Annotated in this window: 19 protein-coding genes; 6 read left to right on the forward strand and 13 right to left on the reverse strand. The window is 64.0% G+C overall.

The annotated features are described in order from the left end of the window. Position 1: 1 nt before the first annotated feature. Complete coding sequence (locus tag IPN92_17315; GenBank protein MBK8639943.1) at positions 2–286, reverse strand: helix-turn-helix transcriptional regulator; 285 nt, start codon at positions 284–286, stop codon at positions 2–4. A 96-nt stretch (positions 287–382) separates the two neighbouring features. Between IPN92_17315 and IPN92_17320 the strand changes: the two genes are divergently transcribed. Together IPN92_17320 and IPN92_17325 are read left to right on the forward strand one after the other, a co-directional pair. Beyond that, on the forward strand, positions 383–922 hold the full coding sequence (locus IPN92_17320; GenBank protein MBK8639944.1) for a helix-turn-helix transcriptional regulator: 540 nt from the start codon (positions 383–385) through the stop codon (positions 920–922). An 89-nt stretch (positions 923–1,011) separates the two neighbouring features. Beyond that, the gene (locus IPN92_17325) at positions 1,012–1,455 is read left to right on the forward strand and encodes an NUDIX domain-containing protein (GenBank protein ID MBK8639945.1); all 444 of its coding nucleotides are present in this window, start codon (positions 1,012–1,014) and stop codon (positions 1,453–1,455) included. A 13-nt stretch (positions 1,456–1,468) separates the two neighbouring features. Here the strand turns inward: IPN92_17325 and pdxJ are convergent, their stop codons facing one another. From pdxJ to rpoE, 12 genes are all read right to left on the reverse strand, one after another. Then, positions 1,469–2,200 carry a pyridoxine 5'-phosphate synthase gene (gene pdxJ, locus IPN92_17330; protein ID MBK8639946.1) on the reverse strand — a complete coding sequence of 244 codons (732 nt, stop codon included), beginning with the start codon at positions 2,198–2,200 and terminating at the stop codon, positions 1,469–1,471. Between the two features lie 65 nt (positions 2,201–2,265). Beyond that, entirely contained in the window at positions 2,266–3,006 is a 741-nt protein-coding gene (recO, locus tag IPN92_17335; protein MBK8639947.1) for a DNA repair protein RecO, read from the reverse strand. A gap of 13 nt (positions 3,007–3,019) precedes the next feature. Then, on the reverse strand, positions 3,020–3,952 hold the full coding sequence (gene era / locus IPN92_17340) for a GTPase Era (GenBank protein MBK8639948.1): 933 nt from the start codon (positions 3,950–3,952) through the stop codon (positions 3,020–3,022). Beyond that, on the reverse strand, positions 3,942–4,622 hold the full coding sequence (gene rnc / locus IPN92_17345) for a ribonuclease III (GenBank protein ID MBK8639949.1): 681 nt from the start codon (positions 4,620–4,622) through the stop codon (positions 3,942–3,944). Before rnc ends, era begins: the two co-directional genes overlap by 11 nt. 2 nt (positions 4,623–4,624) lie before the next feature. Next, positions 4,625–4,999: a DUF4845 domain-containing protein gene (locus IPN92_17350; protein MBK8639950.1), complete on the reverse strand. Its 375-nt coding sequence runs from the start codon at positions 4,997–4,999 to the stop codon at positions 4,625–4,627. 34 nt (positions 5,000–5,033) lie between these two features. Further along, positions 5,034–5,870: a signal peptidase I gene (gene lepB / locus IPN92_17355; protein ID MBK8639951.1), complete on the reverse strand. Its 837-nt coding sequence runs from the start codon at positions 5,868–5,870 to the stop codon at positions 5,034–5,036. A 30-nt stretch (positions 5,871–5,900) separates the two neighbouring features. Beyond that, complete coding sequence (gene lepA, locus IPN92_17360; GenBank protein MBK8639952.1) at positions 5,901–7,706, reverse strand: elongation factor 4; 1,806 nt, start codon at positions 7,704–7,706, stop codon at positions 5,901–5,903. A gap of 262 nt (positions 7,707–7,968) precedes the next feature. Continuing rightward, a complete protein-coding gene (locus IPN92_17365; GenBank protein ID MBK8639953.1) occupies positions 7,969–9,408 on the reverse strand; it encodes a DegQ family serine endoprotease in 1,440 nt (479 codons plus the stop codon). A gap of 76 nt (positions 9,409–9,484) precedes the next feature. Next, positions 9,485–10,003, reverse strand: a complete 519-nt coding sequence (locus IPN92_17370; protein ID MBK8639954.1) for a SoxR reducing system RseC family protein — start codon at positions 10,001–10,003, stop codon at positions 9,485–9,487. Then, a complete protein-coding gene (locus tag IPN92_17375) occupies positions 10,000–10,983 on the reverse strand; it encodes a MucB/RseB C-terminal domain-containing protein (GenBank protein ID MBK8639955.1) in 984 nt (327 codons plus the stop codon). Before IPN92_17375 ends, IPN92_17370 begins: the two co-directional genes overlap by 4 nt. Further along, on the reverse strand, positions 10,967–11,608 hold the full coding sequence (locus tag IPN92_17380) for a sigma-E factor negative regulatory protein (GenBank protein ID MBK8639956.1): 642 nt from the start codon (positions 11,606–11,608) through the stop codon (positions 10,967–10,969). The genes IPN92_17375 and IPN92_17380 overlap by 17 nt, the downstream gene beginning before the upstream one ends. A 19-nt stretch (positions 11,609–11,627) precedes the next feature. Beyond that, positions 11,628–12,206, reverse strand: a complete 579-nt coding sequence (gene rpoE, locus IPN92_17385) for an RNA polymerase sigma factor RpoE (protein ID MBK8639957.1) — start codon at positions 12,204–12,206, stop codon at positions 11,628–11,630. A 226-nt stretch (positions 12,207–12,432) separates the two neighbouring features. Here rpoE and nadB point away from each other — a divergent pair, with 226 nt between their 5' ends. From nadB to IPN92_17405, 4 genes are all read left to right on the forward strand, one after another. Continuing rightward, on the forward strand, positions 12,433–14,052 hold the full coding sequence (nadB, locus tag IPN92_17390; GenBank protein ID MBK8639958.1) for an L-aspartate oxidase: 1,620 nt from the start codon (positions 12,433–12,435) through the stop codon (positions 14,050–14,052). A 117-nt stretch (positions 14,053–14,169) separates the two neighbouring features. Further along, a complete protein-coding gene (gene ppsA / locus IPN92_17395) occupies positions 14,170–16,545 on the forward strand; it encodes a phosphoenolpyruvate synthase (protein ID MBK8639959.1) in 2,376 nt (791 codons plus the stop codon). A 125-nt stretch (positions 16,546–16,670) separates the two neighbouring features. Beyond that, the gene (locus IPN92_17400; GenBank protein MBK8639960.1) at positions 16,671–17,261 is read left to right on the forward strand and encodes a Uma2 family endonuclease; all 591 of its coding nucleotides are present in this window, start codon (positions 16,671–16,673) and stop codon (positions 17,259–17,261) included. A 366-nt stretch (positions 17,262–17,627) separates the two neighbouring features. Then, on the forward strand, positions 17,628–19,214 hold the full coding sequence (locus IPN92_17405) for a transposase (protein ID MBK8639961.1): 1,587 nt from the start codon (positions 17,628–17,630) through the stop codon (positions 19,212–19,214). The last annotated feature ends 31 nt before the right edge of the window (positions 19,215–19,245 follow it).

Raw genomic sequence — 19,245 nt, forward strand, 5'->3', positions numbered from 1 at the left:
CTCAGGCGGCGGGGGGTGGGGCCAGGGGTGGGCGTGACCGGCTGCCGGGCCGGGCCCGGGCCCCCGGCTGCAGCAGGGCGGCGACGGAAACACCGAGAGCGTTCGCCAGGGCCGAGAGCACGTCGAGCGTGGCGTTCTTTTGGCCGCGTTCAAGCTGGCCGACGTAGGTTTGGCCAATGCCGGCCGCTTCCGCGAGTGCGGCTTGGGACAGTCGTTGTTGCTGCCGTAGCCACCGGATATTCTGCCCGGCTACCAGGGCGGCATGATTGCTTGGATTCGTGTGCATATTTCTCCTAAACTTAGCACTGAGAGCGTTTTATTTGGTACTCATAGCGCTAATTAAAGCGCTTAAAGTACCTTTTTCGGGCAAGCCGAGGTGGAGATGACCGAATTAAATGTGGCGAGGCTGCGCAGCGCCAGGCAACGGCATGGGCTGACGCAAAGTGAACTCTCCCGGACGTTGGGCGTAACGCAGGCGTTGGCCGGCCAATGGGAGCGGGGCTATAAGGACCCGTCCCTCGCTAATCTCAAGGAATTGTCGCGCGTGTTGCGGGTGTCGTTGCCCTGGTTGCTGGGCATGGACGAAACCAGTCCGACGATTGCCGACGATCCGTCCCGGTATGACACCGGCCCCACACCGGAGCCGCGCCGCCCGCGCTATACCTCGGCGGCGGAGATCCTGGCGGACTACGATGCCCCCCTGGGGCTGCGCGACCTGGCGCAGGCGCGGGATATGGCGCGGGTGTTGCGCATCACGCCCGAGGAGTGGACGGCGCTCGGCAGCCTGGACTACCCCGGAGGTCTGACCCTGGAGGGTTACTGTGGGCTGCTGGGGATGCTGCGCACGTCCTCCCTGCAGGGTAACCAGCGCGCCATGGAGCAGCGGCCCGGGCGAAAGGTGAGCGAGATCGCGCCCGCGTGAAAGTGGCGTGAAAGTGGGTGGACGTTTGCGGTCCATGGGTGGCCTCATTTGTCACGTTTACGGCTGGGGTGGCGGCTTAAGTGGTTGTTATGAAAGGATCAAACTTGTTATCGAGGCTTTCCTCTGGCGTCGTGATCCGGCGTCTGTTTGGGGATGGTCCGCGCTATCTGCTGCTCCGCTGCTTTGGCTATTGGGACTTCCCCAAGGGCGAGGTCGAACCGGGCGAGGATCTCCTCGCCACCGCCCGACGCGAGGTCCTTGAGGAGGCGGGGCTTGCGGACCTGATCTTTCGCTGGGGCGAGGCGTTTATCGAGACACCCCCTTACAGCCGGGGCAAGGTCGCCCGCTACTATCTGGCGGAAAGCCCCAGTGGCGAGGTCTATCTCCCCATCAGCCCCGAACTCGGCGTGCCGGAGCATCAGGAATTCCGGTGGGTCCGGTTCGATGAAGCCCTCGCTCTGGTCAACGGCCGCATCCAGGCCGTCTTGGAGTGGGCTGAAAACCAGGCCAGGGACAGCAATCCCTCCGTTTGACACGGTCGCACCCCTAGGATCGGATTAGCAGGCTCTTCATATCCCGCACGGCCCGATCCAGGCCGGCAAAGAGGGCGCGGGCGATGATGGCGTGGCCAATATTGAGTTCCCGGATGCCGGGGATAGCGGCAATCGCCCGCACATTGTGGTAATCCAGGCCATGGCCGGCGTTGACCTGCAACCCCAGACCGGTGCCCAGGGCCACGGCCTGGTGGATGCGATCCAGCTCGATCGCACGGGTATTGGGGTCACGGGCCTCGGCATAGCCGCCGGTATGGATCTCGACCACGGGGACGCCGATGGCCAGGGATGCCTCGACCTGTAAGGGGTTGGGATCGATGAAGAGGGAGACGCGGATGCCCGCCTCGGCCAGGGCGCCACAGTAGTCGGTCAGCTCCGACTGGCGACTGGCGACATCCAGGCCGCCCTCGGTGGTGAGTTCCTCGCGGCGCTCGGGGACTAGGCAGCAGTCGGCCGGGCGGATGCGCCGGGCGATGGCCGCCATCTCGGGGGTGGCCGCCATCTCCAGGTTCATGCGGGTCTGAAGCAGGTGGCACAGGGTCTCGACATCCCGATCCTGGATGTGGCGGCGATCCTCGCGCAGATGCAGCGTGATGGCATCGGCGCCCGCCTGTTCGGCCACCAGAGCGGCCTGGATGGGCTCGGGATAACGGGTGCCGCGCACCTGGCGCAGGGTGGCGATATGGTCGATATTGACGCCGAGCAGGATGGGGTGGATGGACATGGTGGCTGAAGACTCCAGGAATGAGAGGCGGCGCGGGCAAGAGCCGTACCGATACACCCGGCCCTTCAGTTGAGTATTTTACCCTGGTTACTCTTGGCCTGACGAAACAGCTCGCGGCTCTTGAGGGGCTTGGGTCCGAGATGGGGCGCCAGGAGGCCGCGCAGGAGTTGGCGAGCCTCCCGGGTTTGTTGGTCATTCTCCAGGGGCTCCCCCGTCGCCAGGGCCAGCAGGGTGGCGCCGGAAACGGCCTGGGGCCCGCCCTCCCCCGCCAGCACCCGGCGCGGTAGTTGACCAGCCGCGCACAGGTAGCGCGCCCCCGGGGATACCGGGCCACCCGCGTCCCGATCGAGCAGGGGACCGTAGCCAATCTCGCCCAAGAGGCGCAGTTCGAATTGCCGCAGGCTGGCTTCCGGAGGCTCGCCAGTGGCCAGGCCGGCGAGGGCGGCGTGATAGAAGGCGAAGAGCTCTGGATGGGGAATGCCCCGCCCCAGCAGTCGTGTCAGCAGTTCGTTGAGATAGAAGCCGCAAAAGAGGGTTTGGCCGTCTAAATCCAGTGACCGGCCCGCCGGTTCGGCGCTGGTCAGGCTCCGCACCTCACCCCGCCCGGTCCAGTTGGCCCAGAGGGGCCGAAAGGGCTGGAGGATGGCGGCGGTGGGGGTGCGCCCCCGCTTGGCGCCCTTGGCCAGGACCGGCAGGCGCCCGGTCTCGGCGCAAAAGAGGTCGAGGAGCAGGCTGGTGTTGCCATAATCGCGGCGATGCAGGACGAAGCAGCGCCGCAGCGGTTCAGGGGCGACGGAGCCTCCCATGCCACAACCCCGATCAGGCGTCCCCGTAGCCGAGGCTCGCCAGGGCCGCCTCGTCGCTGGACCAGCTCTTTTTGACCTTGACCCAGACCTCGAGATGGACCGGGCAGCCAAAGAGCTTTTGCATCTCCTGGCGGGCCTGGCTGGCGGCGGCCTTCATGGCCTCGCCCCGCCGGCCAATGAGGATGGCCTTCTGGCTATCACGCTCGACCCAGATCAGGGCGTTGATCAGGTACCGCCCCTCCTCCTCGACGAAGCGCTCGATCTCCACCGTGGTCTTGTAGGGCAATTCCTGGCCGTAACGCTGCATGATCTGCTCACGCAGGAGTTCACCCGCCAGGAAGCGCTCGGAACGGTCCGTGAGCTGGTCCTCGGGATAGATATTGTCTCCCTCTGGCAGGGAGGCGATGACCAACTCCAGCAGCCGGTCCACCTGATCGCCCCGCTTCGCCGAGACCGGCACCAGTTGCACAAAGGGGTGTCGAGTCGCCAATTCGCGCAGATAGGGCAAGAGCCGTTCCTTGTCGGCAAGCTGGTCGATCTTGTTGACGACGGCGATGACCGGCGTCTTGGCCTCGGCCAGGGCGCGCAGGGCCTGCTCGTCTTCCCGGGAGAAGCGCCCGGCCTCGACGAGCAGAAGGGCCAGATCGACATCGCTCATAACGGCCCGCGCCGTCCGATTGAGGTAGCGGTTGAGGGCGCCCTCCCCGCGTTGGTGGATGCCCGGCGTATCGACGAAGATGGCCTGACCGTGGGGGGTTGTCTGGATACCCAGGATGGCGTGGCGCGTGGTCTGGGCCTTGTGGGAGGTGATGGCCAACTTCATGCCGAGGATGCGGTTCAGCAGCGTCGATTTGCCGACGTTGGGCCGGCCGACGATGGCGACCTGACCGCAGCGATGGGGAGTCTCGGGCGGGGGGGTCTCGGAAAGGGGTCTGTCAGATGTCATGAGCGATCAGTTTCAGCATGAGTTCCGCCGCCTCTTGTTCGGCGCGGCGGCGGCTGGTGCCGCTGCCTTGGGTGGTTTGACCGGTATCCGGGAGCAGACAGGAGACGCGAAAGGATTGTTCGTGCTGGCTACCGCCAATGTCGAGGATTTCATAGAGGGGCAAGGGCCGCTTGAAGGCCTGCAGGTCCTCCTGAAGCCGGGTCTTGGGATCCTTGATTTGACCCTGGTTGACCGCTTCGGCCAAGCGCTCACGAAACAGATTCAAGATTAATGCCTTGGCGGGCTCGAATCCGGCATCCACAAAAACGGCGCCGAAGACCGCCTCCAGGGTATCCTCCAGGATGGAGTCCCGGCCGTGGGCGCCAGTACGGGACTCGCCAGGGCCCAGGCGGAGATAGTCGCCCAGCTTGATGAGTCGTGCCAGCCTGGCCAGGGCCTCCTTTTTGACCAGGGAGGCGCGGGTACGGCTCAGTTCGCCCTCGTCCGCCTCTGGCAACAGCTCCCAAAGCGCCTCCGCGATCACAAAGCCCAGCAGGGCATCGCCCAAAAACTCCAGCCGCTCATTGCTGGCCCCAGGGGCGCTGCGATGGGTCAGGGCCTGGATCAGGAGGTCCGGATGGGTGAAGGAGTACCCGAGGATTCGGGCCAGACGGCTGGGGTCCCCAATCACACTCAGGGAATGAGCGTCTGGTGGTCGAAGGTCAGGACCACGTCCAGATTGGCGACCAGGTGCTCACGGACCTCGTAATGAACACCCAGCACCCGGCCCGTATCGGTCTTCTCGAAGCTAAAGTTTTCGTTCTTAACCGACCGCACATCATTGATATATAGCTTTTTTTCCAGGGTTTGAATGATGGCCTGGCGGCCCATCGCCGCCACCTCCGGGTTGCGGGCCGTATCATCCATGACGGAGCGCACGGTCCAGAATTGCAGGTAATAGGGCCCCAGCTTGAGGCCCAGGGTCACCACCCCGCCGATGAGCAGCACCCAAAAGAGGGCGCCTATCAGGCTGAAGCCGCGGCTGGCGGTTCGGTAGGACAGCATCATGGCGATCTCCATACGTTGATCGGATGTACCCAGGCTATTTGATGAGGGTTCCTAGACGTCTCCAATCAATGGGAAAGCCATCACGTTGGCCATCCCAGTTCATCCAGATGGCAAAGGCCTTGCCGACCAGATTGCCTTCCGGCACCAGGCCCCAGCAGCGGCTGTCGTTGCTGTTGTCCCGATTGTCACCCATGGCGAAATAATGACCTGCGGGGACCTTGATGGGGCCCTTGAGTAATTCGTAGCAACCCGGAGCCAGATCCGGGGCGCGGGGGTGAGTCAGAATGCGATGTTCGACATCGCCCAGTTGCTCGTCGGCGATCCGCGCCCCCGTCATATTGGCCCCGGCGCCCACGCCGGTGAAGGTGCCATCCGGCGTCTGGGTCATGGGCTTGCTATTCACAAAGAGGGTCTTATTGCGATAGAAAATTTCGTCGCCAGGCACCCCGACGATACGCTTGATGTAATCCGTGCCGGGCTCCAGGGGGAAGCGGAAGACGGCCACGTCGCCGCGCTGGGGCTCACCCAGTCCGAGGAACTTAGTATTGAGCACTGGCCAGCGCAGGCCATAGGCAAACTTGCTGACCAGAATGAAATCGCCCACCAGCAGGGTCGGCATCATGGAGCCGGAGGGGATGCGGAAGGGCTCCACCAGAAAGGAGCGCAGCAGCAGCACGACGAGGATGACGGGGAAGAAGGAACGGGCGTATTCCACCAGTACCGGTTCCTTGAGGTGCACATGGCCCGACGCTCCACCCACCTCCGTGGCCCGATGCCGGCGGCGCGGGGCTAACCAGAGGGTATCGAGGAGCCAGATGCCGCCGGTCAGGGCGCAGGCAATGACGAGAAAGGCCGGAAAGTCGAAGTTCATGAGCCAGATACGGATTTCAAAGGGAATGGGTTAATTATCCTTGCCAAACTGCAGCACCGCAAGGAAGGCCTCCTGGGGTATCTCTACCTTGCCGACCTGCTTCATGCGCCGCTTGCCCGCCTTCTGCTTTTCCAGCAGTTTGCGCTTGCGGGTGATGTCGCCACCGTAACACTTGGCGGTGACATTCTTGCGCAAGGCCTTGACGGTAGTACGAGAAATGATCTTGCTGCCAATGGCGGCCTGGATGGCGACCTCGAACATCTGGCGCGGGATCAGGTCTTTCATGCGCACGGTGAGGTCCTGTCCACGGTAGGCGGCATTATCGCGGTGGACGATCGTTGACAGGGCGTCCACCTTTTCGCCATTGATGAGGACATCAAGCTTGACCAGATCCGCCGCCTGAAAGCGCTTGAATTCATATTCGAAGGAGGCATAGCCCCGGCTCACGGATTTGAGGCGGTCGAAAAAGTCGAGCACCACCTCGCTCATGGGCAGTTCATAGGTCGCCTGAATCTGTCCACCCAGGTACAGGATATTCTTCTGAATTCCGCGCTTTTCGATGCAGAGATTGATGACACCGCCCAACATATCCTGGGGGAGCAGGATGTGGGCCTCAATAATGGGCTCGCGGATCTCCCGCAGTACCGCCGCATCCGGTAACTCCGCCGGATTATCGACCTTGACTACCTCGCCATTCGACAGCAGAACCTCATAGATGACGGTGGGGGCCGTGGTGATGAGGTCGAGATCGTATTCCCGCTCCAGGCGCTCCTGGACGATCTCCATGTGCAGCATACCGAGGAAACCACAGCGGAAACCGAATCCAAGGGCCTGGGAAACCTCGGGTTCATAGAACATGGCCGCATCGTTGAGACGCAGTTTGCGCAGGGCGTCGCGCAGTTCCTCGTAGGCGTCCGAATCCACGGGATAGAGGCCGGCGAAGACCCGTGGTTGCATCTCCTTGAACCCCGGCAGGGCCTTGTCCGCGGGGCGGTCGGTGAGGGTAATGGTGTCTCCCACCGGGGCGCCATCGATCTCCTTGATGCCCGCCACCAGAAAGCCGACCTCGCCGGTGCCGAGGGTCTTGCGCTCGGTCTTCTTGGGGGTAAAGACGCCGATACTATCCGCGGTAAAGCTCCGGCCGGTGGACATGATCTGAATCTTGTCGCGGCGGTTGATGGCGCCGTTGACCACCCGCACCAGGGAGACGACCCCGACGTAGGAGTCGAACCAGGAGTCGATGATCAGGGCCTGGAGGGGCCCGTCCGGATTGCCCTGGGGCGGCGGGATACGCTTGACCAGGGTATCCAGCAGTTCTGGAATGCCCAGGCCGGTCTTGGCGCTGACCTTGAGGGCATCCTTGGCCTCCAGACCAATGATCTCTTCGATTTGGGTGATGACCTTTTCCGGCTCGGCAGAGGGCAAGTCGATCTTGTTGAGCACCGGCAGGACTTCCAGCCCCATCTCGATGGCCGTATAGCAGTTAGCCACGCTCTGGGCCTCGACGCCCTGGGCGGCATCCACCACCAGCAGGGCCCCCTCGCAGGCAGCCAGGGAGCGGGAGACCTCGTAGGAAAAATCCACATGGCCCGGGGTGTCGATAAAGTTGAGCTGGTAGATTTCCCCATCCGAGGCCTTGAAGTCCAGGGTCACGCTCTGGGCCTTGATGGTGATCCCCCGCTCCCGCTCCAGATCCATGGAATCCAGCACCTGGGCCGACATCTCGCGTTCGCTCAGGGTGCCCGCAAGCTGGATGAAACGGTCCGCGATGGTCGATTTTCCGTGATCGATATGGGCGATGATGGAAAAGTTGCGGATATGACTCAGATCGACCATCTATAACCTTGATAATGAGGTGAAATTGGGCCCCTGGAAACTGGCGTTCAGAGCGGCAGGGCCGCTATCCGGCCCCGGGACCGGGGAGCGAGGCATCATAGCAGAAGCCGGCCAGGGGAGTTTTAGGGATTCGGTATTCAAGCTGTTACCGATGCGCAAGGCCCTGGGAAGAGGAGATCTCACCCCGGCGGGATACCCCGCCCAGGCAAAAGAGACGCCGGCATGATGCCGGCGCCTGCCTTCACGGAGGCCCCTGTCGCGATCAGTCCTTGGGGATGCGGACAGCGACGAAGATGCGGCCTTCGTTACGCTGAATAAGCGCCGCGACGGAACGTCCAGGCTCGATGGCGTCAAGGATCTCGCGCAGGCTAGCGGCGTTCTCCACATCCTTGTTATCAATCATCAGCAGGATGTCACCGACCCGGATGCCGGCGCGCTCGGCGGGACCCTTATCAACCTTGGCGACAAAGACGCCCGCCTTGCCGGCGCCTAACTGCTCGCGGTCCTCGTCACTCAAATCCTCGACGACGAGACCGATGCGATTCGCCTTGTTCGGCTGCTCCTGCGTATCACCCTTGCGGCCCTCCTGGCTGTCCTCGGGGAGTTCGCCAATCATGAGTTCGATGACGCGGGTCTGGCCGCGCCGCAACACGGTCACCTTGGCCGGCTTGCCCACGGGGTGGATGCCCACCAGGGGCGGCAGGGCGCTGGACTCCAGGATGGGGGTGCCGTTGAAGTCCAGAATGACGTCACCGGGCAGCAGCCCGGAAGCGGCCGCCGGGCCATCCGGCACGATCTGGGCGACGAGGGCACCCACGGGCTGAGGCATCTTGAAGGTCTCGGCCAAGTCGCGGGTCACATCCTGAATGAGGACGCCCAGCCAGCCACGGGTAACCCGGCCACTGCGCTTGAGTTGATCCGCGACATCCATGGCTACATCGATGGGGATGGCGAAGGAGAGCCCCATGAAGCCGCCGGTACGGCTGTAGATCTGGGAGTTGACGCCAATGACCTCGCCTTCCAGATTGAAGAGGGGGCCACCCGAGTTGCCAGGGTTGATGGCGACATCGGTCTGAATGAAGGGGACATAGTTCTCGGTCGGCAGACTGCGGCCCTTGGCGCTGACGATGCCAGCGGTAGCCGAGTGATCGAAACCGAAGGGCGAGCCGATGGCGAGCACCCATTCGCCGACCTTCAGGTCCTTGGCGGAGCCAATCTTGACCGTGGGCAGGGCGTTGGCGTCCACCTTGATGAGGGCGATGTCGCTGCGCTTGTCGGCGCCGATTACGGTGGCGACAAACTCGCGCCGGTCGTTGGTGCGCACGATGATCTCGTCGGCGCCATCGACCACATGGGCGTTGGTCATGACATAGCCATCGTTGGAGATGAAGAAGCCGGAGCCCAGGGAGCGCGACTGAATGTCCTCGTCCGGCATCATGTCCTCGCCCTGCTCGCCGAAAAACCGGCGGAAGAAGTCACGCAGCGGGCTATCCTCGGGCAGGTCCGGCAGGCCATGGCCGGGCGGCATGACGGGTGACGCAGCGCTCTGGGATTGGCGGGTGCTGATGTTGACCACCGCCGGGCCGGCCTTGTCCACCAGGGTCGTAAATTCCGGCAAGGCCCCCGCGGAGAGACCTAAGGGGGCCAGGACCAGCATGAGGCTCGTCAGCAGCCCAGCCAGCGGGAGAGGATATTTCTTCATGAATGCTCCGGATCGTCTCGATTCAGGGGGAGTTAGTACCCCTAACAGAATAAAAAATAGGGATATGGCCCGGAGTTCACCTGGCCTGCAAGTCCAACGGAGCCCGTGGGTCCAGGGCCCGCTCCAGGTCGGGTGCCGCCACCTCCAGGCCCGCCCGTCGGAGGATCACGGCTTGGAAGCGGGGATCCTCGGCGCGGCGGGCACTGAAGCCGGCGGACCACCGGAAGCCGAGCCCCAGGCCGATGATGCCGCCCAGCAGAACCAGGCCCTGGGACCAGGATGCCCGGGTCAGATCGGCAAGCCACTCCCCCCCCAGGGCGCCGAGAAGCATCACCAGCAAGGGCATCAGATAGGCGACGAAGGCCGCCTGGGGTAGGGTCTCGTCGGGGACACCCACCACCACCTGGTCGCCGGGCCGGGCGCCAATGGCGTTGGCCGCCTGTAAGGCCAGGGGTTTGCGGCCCAGATAGCGTTCCAGGAGGGAGGTGCCGCAGGCGCCTTTGACGGCGCAACCGCCACAGGCGCTGCGCCGGATGCAGTCAACCTCGGCCAATGCCCCGTTAACCCTGACGACCCGGCCCTGTTCCTCGATCATGGCGTATCTCCTGCCTGGGGTTTGATGGCGGAGAAGACCGCCGCCACCGTCGCCGCCGGCGCCTCGCCGACAACCGTAATCTGATGTCCCGCCACTTTACCGCCGTGGGCGTGAATGGCGCCGATGCGCGAACCGCCCCGCAACCCCTCCTCGGCACCCGCCTCCGCATAGATGGAGATGGCGGCCAGCCCATCCGAGAGGACGAGGTGCTCCAGGGTCCGCCCAGAGGCCTCCAGGGTCCGCTCGGCCCTGACCAGTGTAAAACCTGGGGGCAGGCCTTCGAAAGTCCAGGCCAGGTCAGCCAGCGGTGTGGAGGCCGCGGGATCGCCCGTCTCCTGGGATGCCTTCTCCGCCGGGGGTGCCGGCGTTTCCGGGTCCAGGGTCAGGGAGGTAAACATGAGTTGCTCAAGGGTGCGGGCATCGCCACCGATGAGATCCAGCTTCAAGGGCAGGCCGGTGTGGGTATCCAGAAAGAAGCGATAACCATAGCGCAGGGCATCCGTGGGGATGATGCCCAGCACCTGGGTCTGCCGATCGGCCACCCGCGCCACGCCCTGGGATTGCACCAGATAGTAGGGGGCCAGGTCCTTGGCCTTCAGGGGCTTGCCATCCTGGCCCAGGGCGCGCTGAGCCACCGCGATCAGGTGTTCGCCGGAGAGGCGGCAGGTGACCTGGCCATCTTCCTGTTTCATGCCCCGGGGCGGGCCATTGAGGGACTCCAGTTCCGCCTGGACGCGGCCATTGGTTACCCGCTGGACGATGCGCAGGGTCTCCATCCGATTGTCGTGGGAATAAACCAGCACCCCCGAATAATTAAGGGTGCTCAGGGCTTGGCGCATGCGCTCGAAGGGCTCGACCTCCAGCTCCGGACTGGCCGCGACCTGGGTGACCGCCAGGCTGGCCAGAAGGAGCCACAGCCGCCGCGCCCGTGGGACCTGATGGAGGGGCCGCGCGGCCGCCGCCTCAGCGCCCCGCTTCATAACCCACGACCGTCGCGTAGGGGAAGATGCCCTTGATGCCATTGGCCGGGGAACTCGCCTGATGATTGACCAGGAATCGATCGAGCTTGGATTCGAGTCCCGGATCGGCCAGCTCCCAGCGCGGCCTGCCCTCGGTGGTCCGTAAAGGCGACAGACTCACCATCCGTGATGACGGCGGGGGTGAGATGGCGACCGGTGACGGGACCGGGGGTGTCGTCAGGGCCAGGGCGGGACTGGTCGGGGCCAGATCGCTCGCGGTAAATAAGGGCGGCAGGGCATAAACCGCGAGGAAGGCGGCGCTGGCGGCCAGGGCCACACCCGCATAGTGGCCGCGCCGGGAGCGGAGGACTTCGGCCGCTGGCGGGCGTTCTCGCCCCCGGGCGGAGCGGGCCGCCGCTATGGGGGTTGGCCCGGCGGCGAGTACTTCACTCACCCGGGCGGCGATCTGGCGATATTCAGGGTGCAAGGCCTCGCCACGCAGGGCCGAGCCGATGAGGCTGTATCGCTCCCAGGCCGCCTTCAGGTCCGCGTTGGCTTCCAGGGCAGCGATGGTGGGACCGACGAGAAGGTTCTGGAGTTCACCATCCGCCAGGGCGGAGACGTGTTCTCTCTGCTGTTCGCTCATGGGTGGATCACCCCTCTCTTTATGAAGTGAGCAAGGGACTTAGCCGCTTGTCAATGGCATCTCGGGCACGAAAAATGCGCGAGCGCACCGTTCCAATGGGGCAGTCCATGGCCTCGGCGATCTCCTCGTAACTCAGTCCCTCGAGTTCCCGCAGGACGATGGCGGTACGCAGTTCCTCGGGGAGATCATCCAGGGCCCGCTGCACCGTTTGCGCGATCTCCTCGCTAAGGAGATGATTCTCCGGGGTGCCCATCTCTCTGAGGCGCCCACCCGACTCCAGTTGCTCGGCCACCTCCATCTCCATATCGTCCCTGGGCGGCCGGCGTCCCCGCGAAGCCAAGTGGTTCTTGGCGGCATTGATCGCGATGCGATAGAGCCAGGTGTAGAAGGCGCTCTCGCCACGAAATCCGGCCAAGGCTCGGTAAGCCTTGATGAATGCCTCCTGGGCCACGTCCTGGACCTCGTTGGGATCGCGCAGGTAACGGCCAATGAGGCCAGCGACCTTTTGCTGGTACTTGAGCACCAGCAGGTCAAAGGCACGCCGGTCCCCGGCCTGGGCCCGCACTACCAGTTCCTGGTCACCAAGCCGTTCAGACATGGCATCGCGTTCCTGGCGAAGGCGTCCTTGTATCCGTTTGCATGGACAATCACCCGTGTGGAAAGTTCAAGAGTGCGCGGCGCGGGGCTGGCGGCATCAAGCCCGCGAAGACCCTCATCTCGGCGAGCGTTTCAGTTTATAGTGATAACCCTTACTTTGCACCCGAAGGGCTCGCCCGCGGCGAACCTTTCGGTTCTCCGCCACTGGTACCCTTCAGGTCTCCCGCATGAGCCAAGCCCACCGTTTTGATGTTCTGATCCTCGGCAGTGGCGCTGCTGGGCTTAGCCTAGCCCTGCGCTTGCCCACTTCTCTCTCCATCGCCCTGGTCTCCAAGCGTGATTTGAGCGAGGGCAGCACCCTCTATGCCCAGGGCGGCATATCCGCTGTCCTCGACGCCAACGACTCCCTGGCTTCGCATATCGAGGATACCCTGGATGCGGGCGCCGACCTCTGCGACCCGGAACGGGTCAAGCTGGTAGTGGATCACGGCCCGGCCAGCATTCGCTGGCTTTACGATCAGGGTGTCGAATTTACCCGTGACGACAAGGCCGTCGATGCCGGGGGCTACCACCTCACCCGCGAGGGCGGACATACCCATCGCCGCGTCGTCCACGCCGCCGACGCCACGGGCAGGGAGGTCGAGACTACCCTTGAGAGTCAAGTCCGCGCCCGCGCCAACATTCGGATCCTGGAGCGGCACATCGCCGTGGACCTCATCAGCGGGCGCAAACTGGATAGCCGGGTGGACCGCTGTCTCGGCGCCTATGTCCTCGATGATGCCAGCGGCGAGGTCAAGACCTTGCTGGCCCGTTTCGTGGTGGTTGCTACGGGCGGCGCCAGCAAGGTCTATCTCTACACCAGCAACCCGGATGTCTCCACGGGCGATGGCATTGCCATGGCCTGGCGCGCCGGCTGCCGGGTGGGCAACATGGAATTCATGCAGTTCCACCCGACCTGCCTCTATCACCCCCAGGCCCGGACTTTCCTGATCAGCGAGGCCCTGCGTGGGGAAGGCGGGCGCCTCTTGCTGCCTAACGGCAACCGCTTCATGCACCGCTTTGACGAGCGCGCCGAACTGGCCCCGCGCGACATCGTCGCCCGCGCCATCGACCACGAGATGAAGCGCCTGGGCGCCGAATGCCTCTATCTGGACATCTCCCATCGGCCCGCGGACTTCATCATCGAGCATTTCCCCACCATCCATGCCCGTTGCCTGGAACTGGGGATCGACATCACCCGCCAGCCCATCCCCGTGGTGCCCGCCGCCCACTACACCTGTGGTGGCGTGGTCACCGACGAGATGGCCCGCGCCGACCTGCCAGGCCTTTACGCCATCGGCGAGGTGGCCTATACCGGCCTCCATGGCGCCAACCGCATGGCCAGTAATTCCCTGCTGGAATGCCTGGTCTTCGCCGCCCAGGCGGCGGCGGATATTCAGGCGCGCATGGGCGACGCGCCCATGCCCCCGGAGGTGCCCTCCTGGGATGCCAGTCGCGTCCATGAGCCCGACGAGGCGGTGGTGGTCTCCCATAACTGGGAGGAGTTGCGCCGCTTCATGTGGGACTATGTCGGCATCGTGCGCACCAATAAGCGTCTCCAGCGTGCCCAGCGCCGCATTGATCTGCTGCACCACGAGATCATTGAGTACTATGGCAATTTTCCAGTCAGCAATGATCTGCTCGAATTGCGCAATCTGGTGGAAGTCGCCTACCTCATCATCCGCTCGGCCCTGCGCCGTCGCGAGAGCCGCGGCCTGCATTTCACCCTGGACTTTCCGTTCAAGGACCCCGCCCAACGCCAGCCGACGCTCCTGATCCCGGACAATTATCGGCCGCGGGCGGGCTAGATAAGTTTTTTGATGCGGCGCATCAACGTCCTTTATCATTTGCCATTACCCAACGCGACCGGAATCCTGGCTGCGCTACACCCCTGTTTCTTCCCGGCAACTTGAGGGATATTTGACATGACCGAGTACGTCCGCTGGCTTCGCGACCTGCGCATGGACGATGTGCCCATCGTGGGCGGCAAGAACGCCTCCCTTGGCGAAATGATCCATCACCTTGCGGAAGTCGGCGTGCGGGTCCCCGGCGGCTTCGCCACCACCGCCGATGCCTACCGCGAGTTCCTGGCCAAGGACGGACTGGACGAGCGCATCCAGGCCCTGCTCGATGATCTGGACGTGGACGACGTCGCCAAGCTGGCCCAGGTCGGTCCCCGCCTCCGGGGCTGGATCATGGAGCAGCCCTTCCCGGCCGCCCTCGAAGCTGGCATCAATGACTATTACCAACAACTGGTGGCCGCGGCGGGCAGCGAGGTCTCCTGGGCCGTACGCTCCTCCGCCACCGCCGAAGACCTGCCGGATGCCTCCTTCGCCGGTCAGCAGGAGACCTTCCTCAACGTCAAGGGCCTGGACGATATCAAGCACCGCATCAAGGAGGTATTCGCCTCCCTTTTTAACGATCGGGCCATCTCCTACCGGGTCCATCAGGGCTTCGAGCATCGCCACGTCGCCCTCTCCGCCGGCATCCAGCGCATGGTGCGCAGCGACCTCGCCGCCTCCGGCGTCATGTTTACCCTGGACACGGAGTCCGGTTTTCGTGACGCCGTCTTTATCACCTCCAGTTATGGCCTGGGCGAGATGGTGGTCCAGGGCGCCGTCAATCCCGACGAGTTCTATGTCCACAAGCCGACCCTGGCCGCGGGCCGGCCCGCCGTGCTGCGCCGCAATGTAGGCGGCAAGGCCCTGCGCATGGTCTATGCCGCGCCTGGCGGTGCCCAGAAGGTACTCACCCAGGAGGTGCCGGAGGAGGATCGTCTGCGCTTCTCCATCACCGACGCCGAGGTCATGGAACTGGCCAAGCAGGCGATCTTGATCGAGAACCACTATGGCCGGCCCATGGATATCGAGTGGGCGAAGGACGGTCTGGACGGCCTCCTCTATGTGGTCCAGGCCCGTCCCGAGACCGTCCAGAGCCGCTCCGGCAATGTCCTGGAGCGCTACCACCTGCGCGCCAAGGGCCCCATCCTGGCCACCGGTCGCAGTATCGGTCACCGCATCGGCGCCGGCCCGGCCCGGGTGGTGCATGGCACCCACGACATGGATAAGGTCCAGCCTGGCGACGTCCTCATCACCGACATGACCGATCCCGACTGGGAGCCGATCATGAAGCGGGCCGCGGCCATCGTCACCAACCGCGGCGGCCGGACCTGCCACGCCGCCATCATCGCCCGCGAATTGGGCGTGCCGGCGGTGGTGGGCTGCGTCGATGCCACCGAAAAGGTCAGCGAAGGCCAGCCCGTCACCGTCTCCTGTGCCGAGGGCGATACCGGCTTTATCTACGAAGGCGCCCTGCCCTTCGAGCATAAGATTATCGAGATGTCCCATATGCCGGACATCCCGGTCAAGATCATGATGAACGTGGGCAACCCGGACCGGGCCTTTGCCTTCGCCGCCACCCCCAACGCGGGGGTCGGGCTGGCGCGCCTGGAGTTCATCATCAACAACATGATCGGCATCCATCCCAAGGCCCTGCTGGAATACGACCAACTGCCGGCGGATCTCAAGGCCCGCATCGCCCCGCGCATCGCCGCCTATCCCAGCCCCCGGGAGTTCTTTGTCACCAAGCTGGCGGAGGGCATCGCCACCCTGGGCGCCGCCTTCGCGCCCCATACCGTCATCGTGCGCATGTCGGACTTCAAGTCCAACGAATACGCCAACCTGATCGCCGGGACCCGCTACGAGCCGGAAGAAGAGAACCCCATGATCGGCTTCCGCGGCGCCGGGCGGTACGTCGCCGAGTCCTTCAAGGACTGCTTCGAGATGGAATGCGAGGCCCTCAAGCGGGTCCGCAACGATATGGGTCTGACCAACATCGAGATCATGATCCCCTTCGTACGCACCCTCAAGCAGGCCAAGGCCGTGGTCGAGGCCCTGGCGGCCCAGGGACTGGAGCGCGGCAAGGACGGCCTGCGCCTCATCATGATGTGCGAGATCCCCTCCAACGCCGTATTGGCGGAGGAGTTCCTGGAATTCTTCGACGGCTTTTCCATCGGCTCCAACGACATGACCCAGCTCACCCTGGGCCTGGACCGGGATTCCGCCCTGGTGGCCGAGCACTTCGACGAGCGCGATCCCGCTGTGCTGAAGATGCTGTCCATGGCCATCGCGGCCTGCCGCAAGCAGGGCAAATACGTCGGCATCTGCGGCCAGGGTCCCTCCGACCACCCCGACCTTGCGGACTGGCTGCTCAATCAGGGCATCACCAGCATCTCCCTCAACCCCGACACCGTCATCGACACCTGGCTCTACCTGGACGAGAAGGCCAACCAGGCCAAATGACCGGCTGAGCCCCCTCCCGGTGCTATCGCCACGGGAGGGCGGTTTGAAACCACTCGACCCCGGACAACCGCTGGATTGGTGCTGGCCATACGGGCGCTACAGGTTGTTCAAACCCAGGAGTTGCCATGTCCAATCTCGCCGGGGTCTACTCGATTACCGCCGATGACTATCTGGCTGGGGAGACCCTCTCGCCCGTCCGCCACGAGTATGTCGCCGGCGAGGTCTTTGCCATGGCCGGCGCCACCGAAGAACACGCCACCATCGCCCTGAATTTTGCGGCACTGCTGCGCAACCAGGTGCGCGGCGGCCCCTGTCGGGTCTATATCGCCGACATGAAACTGCGCGTGGAGGCCGCCGACGCCTTCTTCTACCCGGATGTCTTCGTGACTTGCGACGCCCGGGATACCACGGAACCGCTGGCCAAGCGCCACCCGTCCCTGATCTGCGAGGTGCTGTCGGAGTCCACCGAGGCCTACGACCGGGGGGGCAAATTCGCCGCCTACCGTACCCTTGAGAGCCTCAACGAATATCTGCTGATCGACTCGCGCCGCCGCGCCGTGGAGGTCTTTCGCCGTCAGCCAGACGGCTGGCTGCTGGCGCCGGTGGCCCCGGACGGCTGGCTGGACTTGCACAGCCTTGGCTTCCGCTGCGCGGTTGATGCCCTCTATGAGGACGTGATCTTCCCGGCCCCACCAACCCAACCGCCAGATGAATGACGCCTTGAGGGAATGGCGCAAAGAGCAGTTGCCGCCTGCTACCGGATCTTATCCTTAGCGCTTCGCCACTAGGATGCCAGCGGCCGTCTTTGGTCGCTGCCTTTTATCGAGCACCCGGCGGATGATCAGGCGCTCCTGGGACTGATTGACCTGCTCAATGACTGGCTGGCGGGCCGCCCGGAACTCAAGCGCACCTTTGCCCTGTGGATCCGGGCCCTGCTGCTCCGCCGCAGCAACAACACCTTGGTCCTGCCCAAGGTCCGTGACCTGACGGAGTTGAAAATGACCCTTGCGGAAAAATTTGATCAATGGGCGGAAGACTGAGTCCCCTCCGAAAAGTCCTCCAGGCGATGGGGTCCGAGTGCCGTGGCTGGTAGGATGGCGCGTAGCCGCCGAGCGCCCAACCGAGCACCTGGGCGTATGTTCCGAGCCAGCCCAGACAGCAGCCAGATCGATCTCTTCAGCAACATTGAGCAGTTTCTGCGCGAGCGCGACCAGGAGAAGCTGAACGATCCGAACGCCTGGCACAACGTCTTCCTCGATCAGGTCGTCAAGCGCGTTTCCGAGGAGCGCTTTGTCGAGCTGTTCGATGAAGCCACCGGTCGCCCGAACGCGCCGCTGCGCGTGCTGGTGGGGATGCTGATCCTCAAGGAAGGCTTCGGTTGGAGTGACGAGGAGTTATTCGAAGCGGTCCACTTCAACCTGCTGGTACGACGCGCCCTGGGTCTGCTGAATCTCACCGACGAGGTTCCGGTCGAGTCGACCTACTACCTGTTCAAGCAGCGTTTGTATGCCCACCAGGTGGAGACGGGGGTCAACCTGCTCCAAGAGGTCTTTCAGGAGCTCACGCGCGACCAAGCCAAGCGCCTTGGCGTTGTGGGTGAGAAGCTGCGCATGGACAGCACCCTGCTCGGTAGCAATCTGGCCGCATGCACCCGACTGCAGTTGATCATTGGCTGCTTGCAGGCGCGCTGGAAGAGCCTGAGCGCTGAGCAGCAGGCCTGTCTGAGCGAAGCCGACAGCGCCCTGTTGGATCGGTTGAGTGCCAAGCGCCCCAGTCAGCACCTCTATCGCCGTGAGGAGCCGACCAAGCAGGCCTGGCTGGAGGACTTTGGTCAGCTCCTGCTGCGCCTGCATCAGACTGACGACCTCAAAAGCAGCCCGCGCTACGCGCTCATTGAGCGGCTATTGCTCGAGCAGTACCAGATCAACGAGGCCGACGAAGCGGCCCACGTCGTGCTCAAGCCCACCCAGGAGATCAGCGCCGACTCGCTCCAATCGCCGCATGACGAAGACGCTGCCTACCGCAAGAAGCGCGACGAGACGGTGCGCGGCTACAGCGTCAACCTCACCGAGACCTGTCAGGAGGCCCTCAACCTCATCGTCGACGTCCAAGTCGAGCCGGCCACCGCCGCCGACAATGGCTATCTGAAGGACGCGGTGCAGAGCAGCGAGCAGGTGCTTGAGACCACGGCCCAAGAGATCTCGGCCGACGGCGCCTACTACAGTGAGAGCAACGAAGCCTACGCCCAAGAGCAAGGCAAAGACATCCACTACACGGGCTTTCCGGGCAAGCCAGGACGCTACGACTACGAGCGCACCTCAGATGGCGTCGTCGTCATCGATCGCGATAGCGGTGAGCGCCAACTGGCCGAGGAATACAAGCCCGGGCGCTATCGTTTTCGCGCCGATAGCCAGTGGCGCTACATCACCGACCAAGCCGTCGAGGCGGCGGCCTGCCGCCGGCGCACCGAGGCGCTCCCCCGCGAGCTGTTCAACCGCCGCTGTAACGTCGAGGCGAGCATCTTTCAGCTCTCCTACCACACCCGCAAGAAGAAGCTGAAGTACCGCGGCCGCTGTGCCGTTCAGCTCTGGGCGGTGTGCCGAGCGGCTTGGATCAACATAAAACGCCTTGTCATTTACCAGGTGAAATCCGCTGAGATACTCGTTTGAGCGGTGGGGGGCCCCACAAGCACGCCTCAAC

Source organism: Chromatiaceae bacterium, from assembly GCA_016714645.1.
GTDB lineage: Bacteria > Pseudomonadota > Gammaproteobacteria > Chromatiales > Chromatiaceae > M0108.

Coding starts and splice junctions, on each gene's coding strand:
- IPN92_17370 (MBK8639954.1), bottom strand. CDS start 10,003: ATGATCGAGGAACAGGGCCGGGTCGTCAGGGTTAACGGGGCATTGGCC.
- ppsA (MBK8639959.1), top strand. CDS start 14,170: ATGACCGAGTACGTCCGCTGGCTTCGCGACCTGCGCATGGACGATGTG.
- IPN92_17365 (MBK8639953.1), bottom strand. CDS start 9,408: ATGAAGAAATATCCTCTCCCGCTGGCTGGGCTGCTGACGAGCCTCATG.
- IPN92_17350 (MBK8639950.1), bottom strand. CDS start 4,999: ATGATGCTGTCCTACCGAACCGCCAGCCGCGGCTTCAGCCTGATAGGC.
- IPN92_17320 (MBK8639944.1), top strand. CDS start 383: ATGACCGAATTAAATGTGGCGAGGCTGCGCAGCGCCAGGCAACGGCAT.
- IPN92_17375 (MBK8639955.1), bottom strand. CDS start 10,983: ATGAAGCGGGGCGCTGAGGCGGCGGCCGCGCGGCCCCTCCATCAGGTC.
- pdxJ (MBK8639946.1), bottom strand. CDS start 2,200: ATGTCCATCCACCCCATCCTGCTCGGCGTCAATATCGACCATATCGCC.
- lepB (MBK8639951.1), bottom strand. CDS start 5,870: ATGAACTTCGACTTTCCGGCCTTTCTCGTCATTGCCTGCGCCCTGACC.
- recO (MBK8639947.1), bottom strand. CDS start 3,006: ATGGGAGGCTCCGTCGCCCCTGAACCGCTGCGGCGCTGCTTCGTCCTG.
- nadB (MBK8639958.1), top strand. CDS start 12,433: ATGAGCCAAGCCCACCGTTTTGATGTTCTGATCCTCGGCAGTGGCGCT.
- rpoE (MBK8639957.1), bottom strand. CDS start 12,206: ATGTCTGAACGGCTTGGTGACCAGGAACTGGTAGTGCGGGCCCAGGCC.
- IPN92_17325 (MBK8639945.1), top strand. CDS start 1,012: ATGAAAGGATCAAACTTGTTATCGAGGCTTTCCTCTGGCGTCGTGATC.
- IPN92_17380 (MBK8639956.1), bottom strand. CDS start 11,608: ATGAGCGAACAGCAGAGAGAACACGTCTCCGCCCTGGCGGATGGTGAA.
- era (MBK8639948.1), bottom strand. CDS start 3,952: ATGACATCTGACAGACCCCTTTCCGAGACCCCCCCGCCCGAGACTCCC.
- IPN92_17400 (MBK8639960.1), top strand. CDS start 16,671: ATGTCCAATCTCGCCGGGGTCTACTCGATTACCGCCGATGACTATCTG.
- IPN92_17315 (MBK8639943.1), bottom strand. CDS start 286: ATGCACACGAATCCAAGCAATCATGCCGCCCTGGTAGCCGGGCAGAAT.
- lepA (MBK8639952.1), bottom strand. CDS start 7,706: ATGGTCGATCTGAGTCATATCCGCAACTTTTCCATCATCGCCCATATC.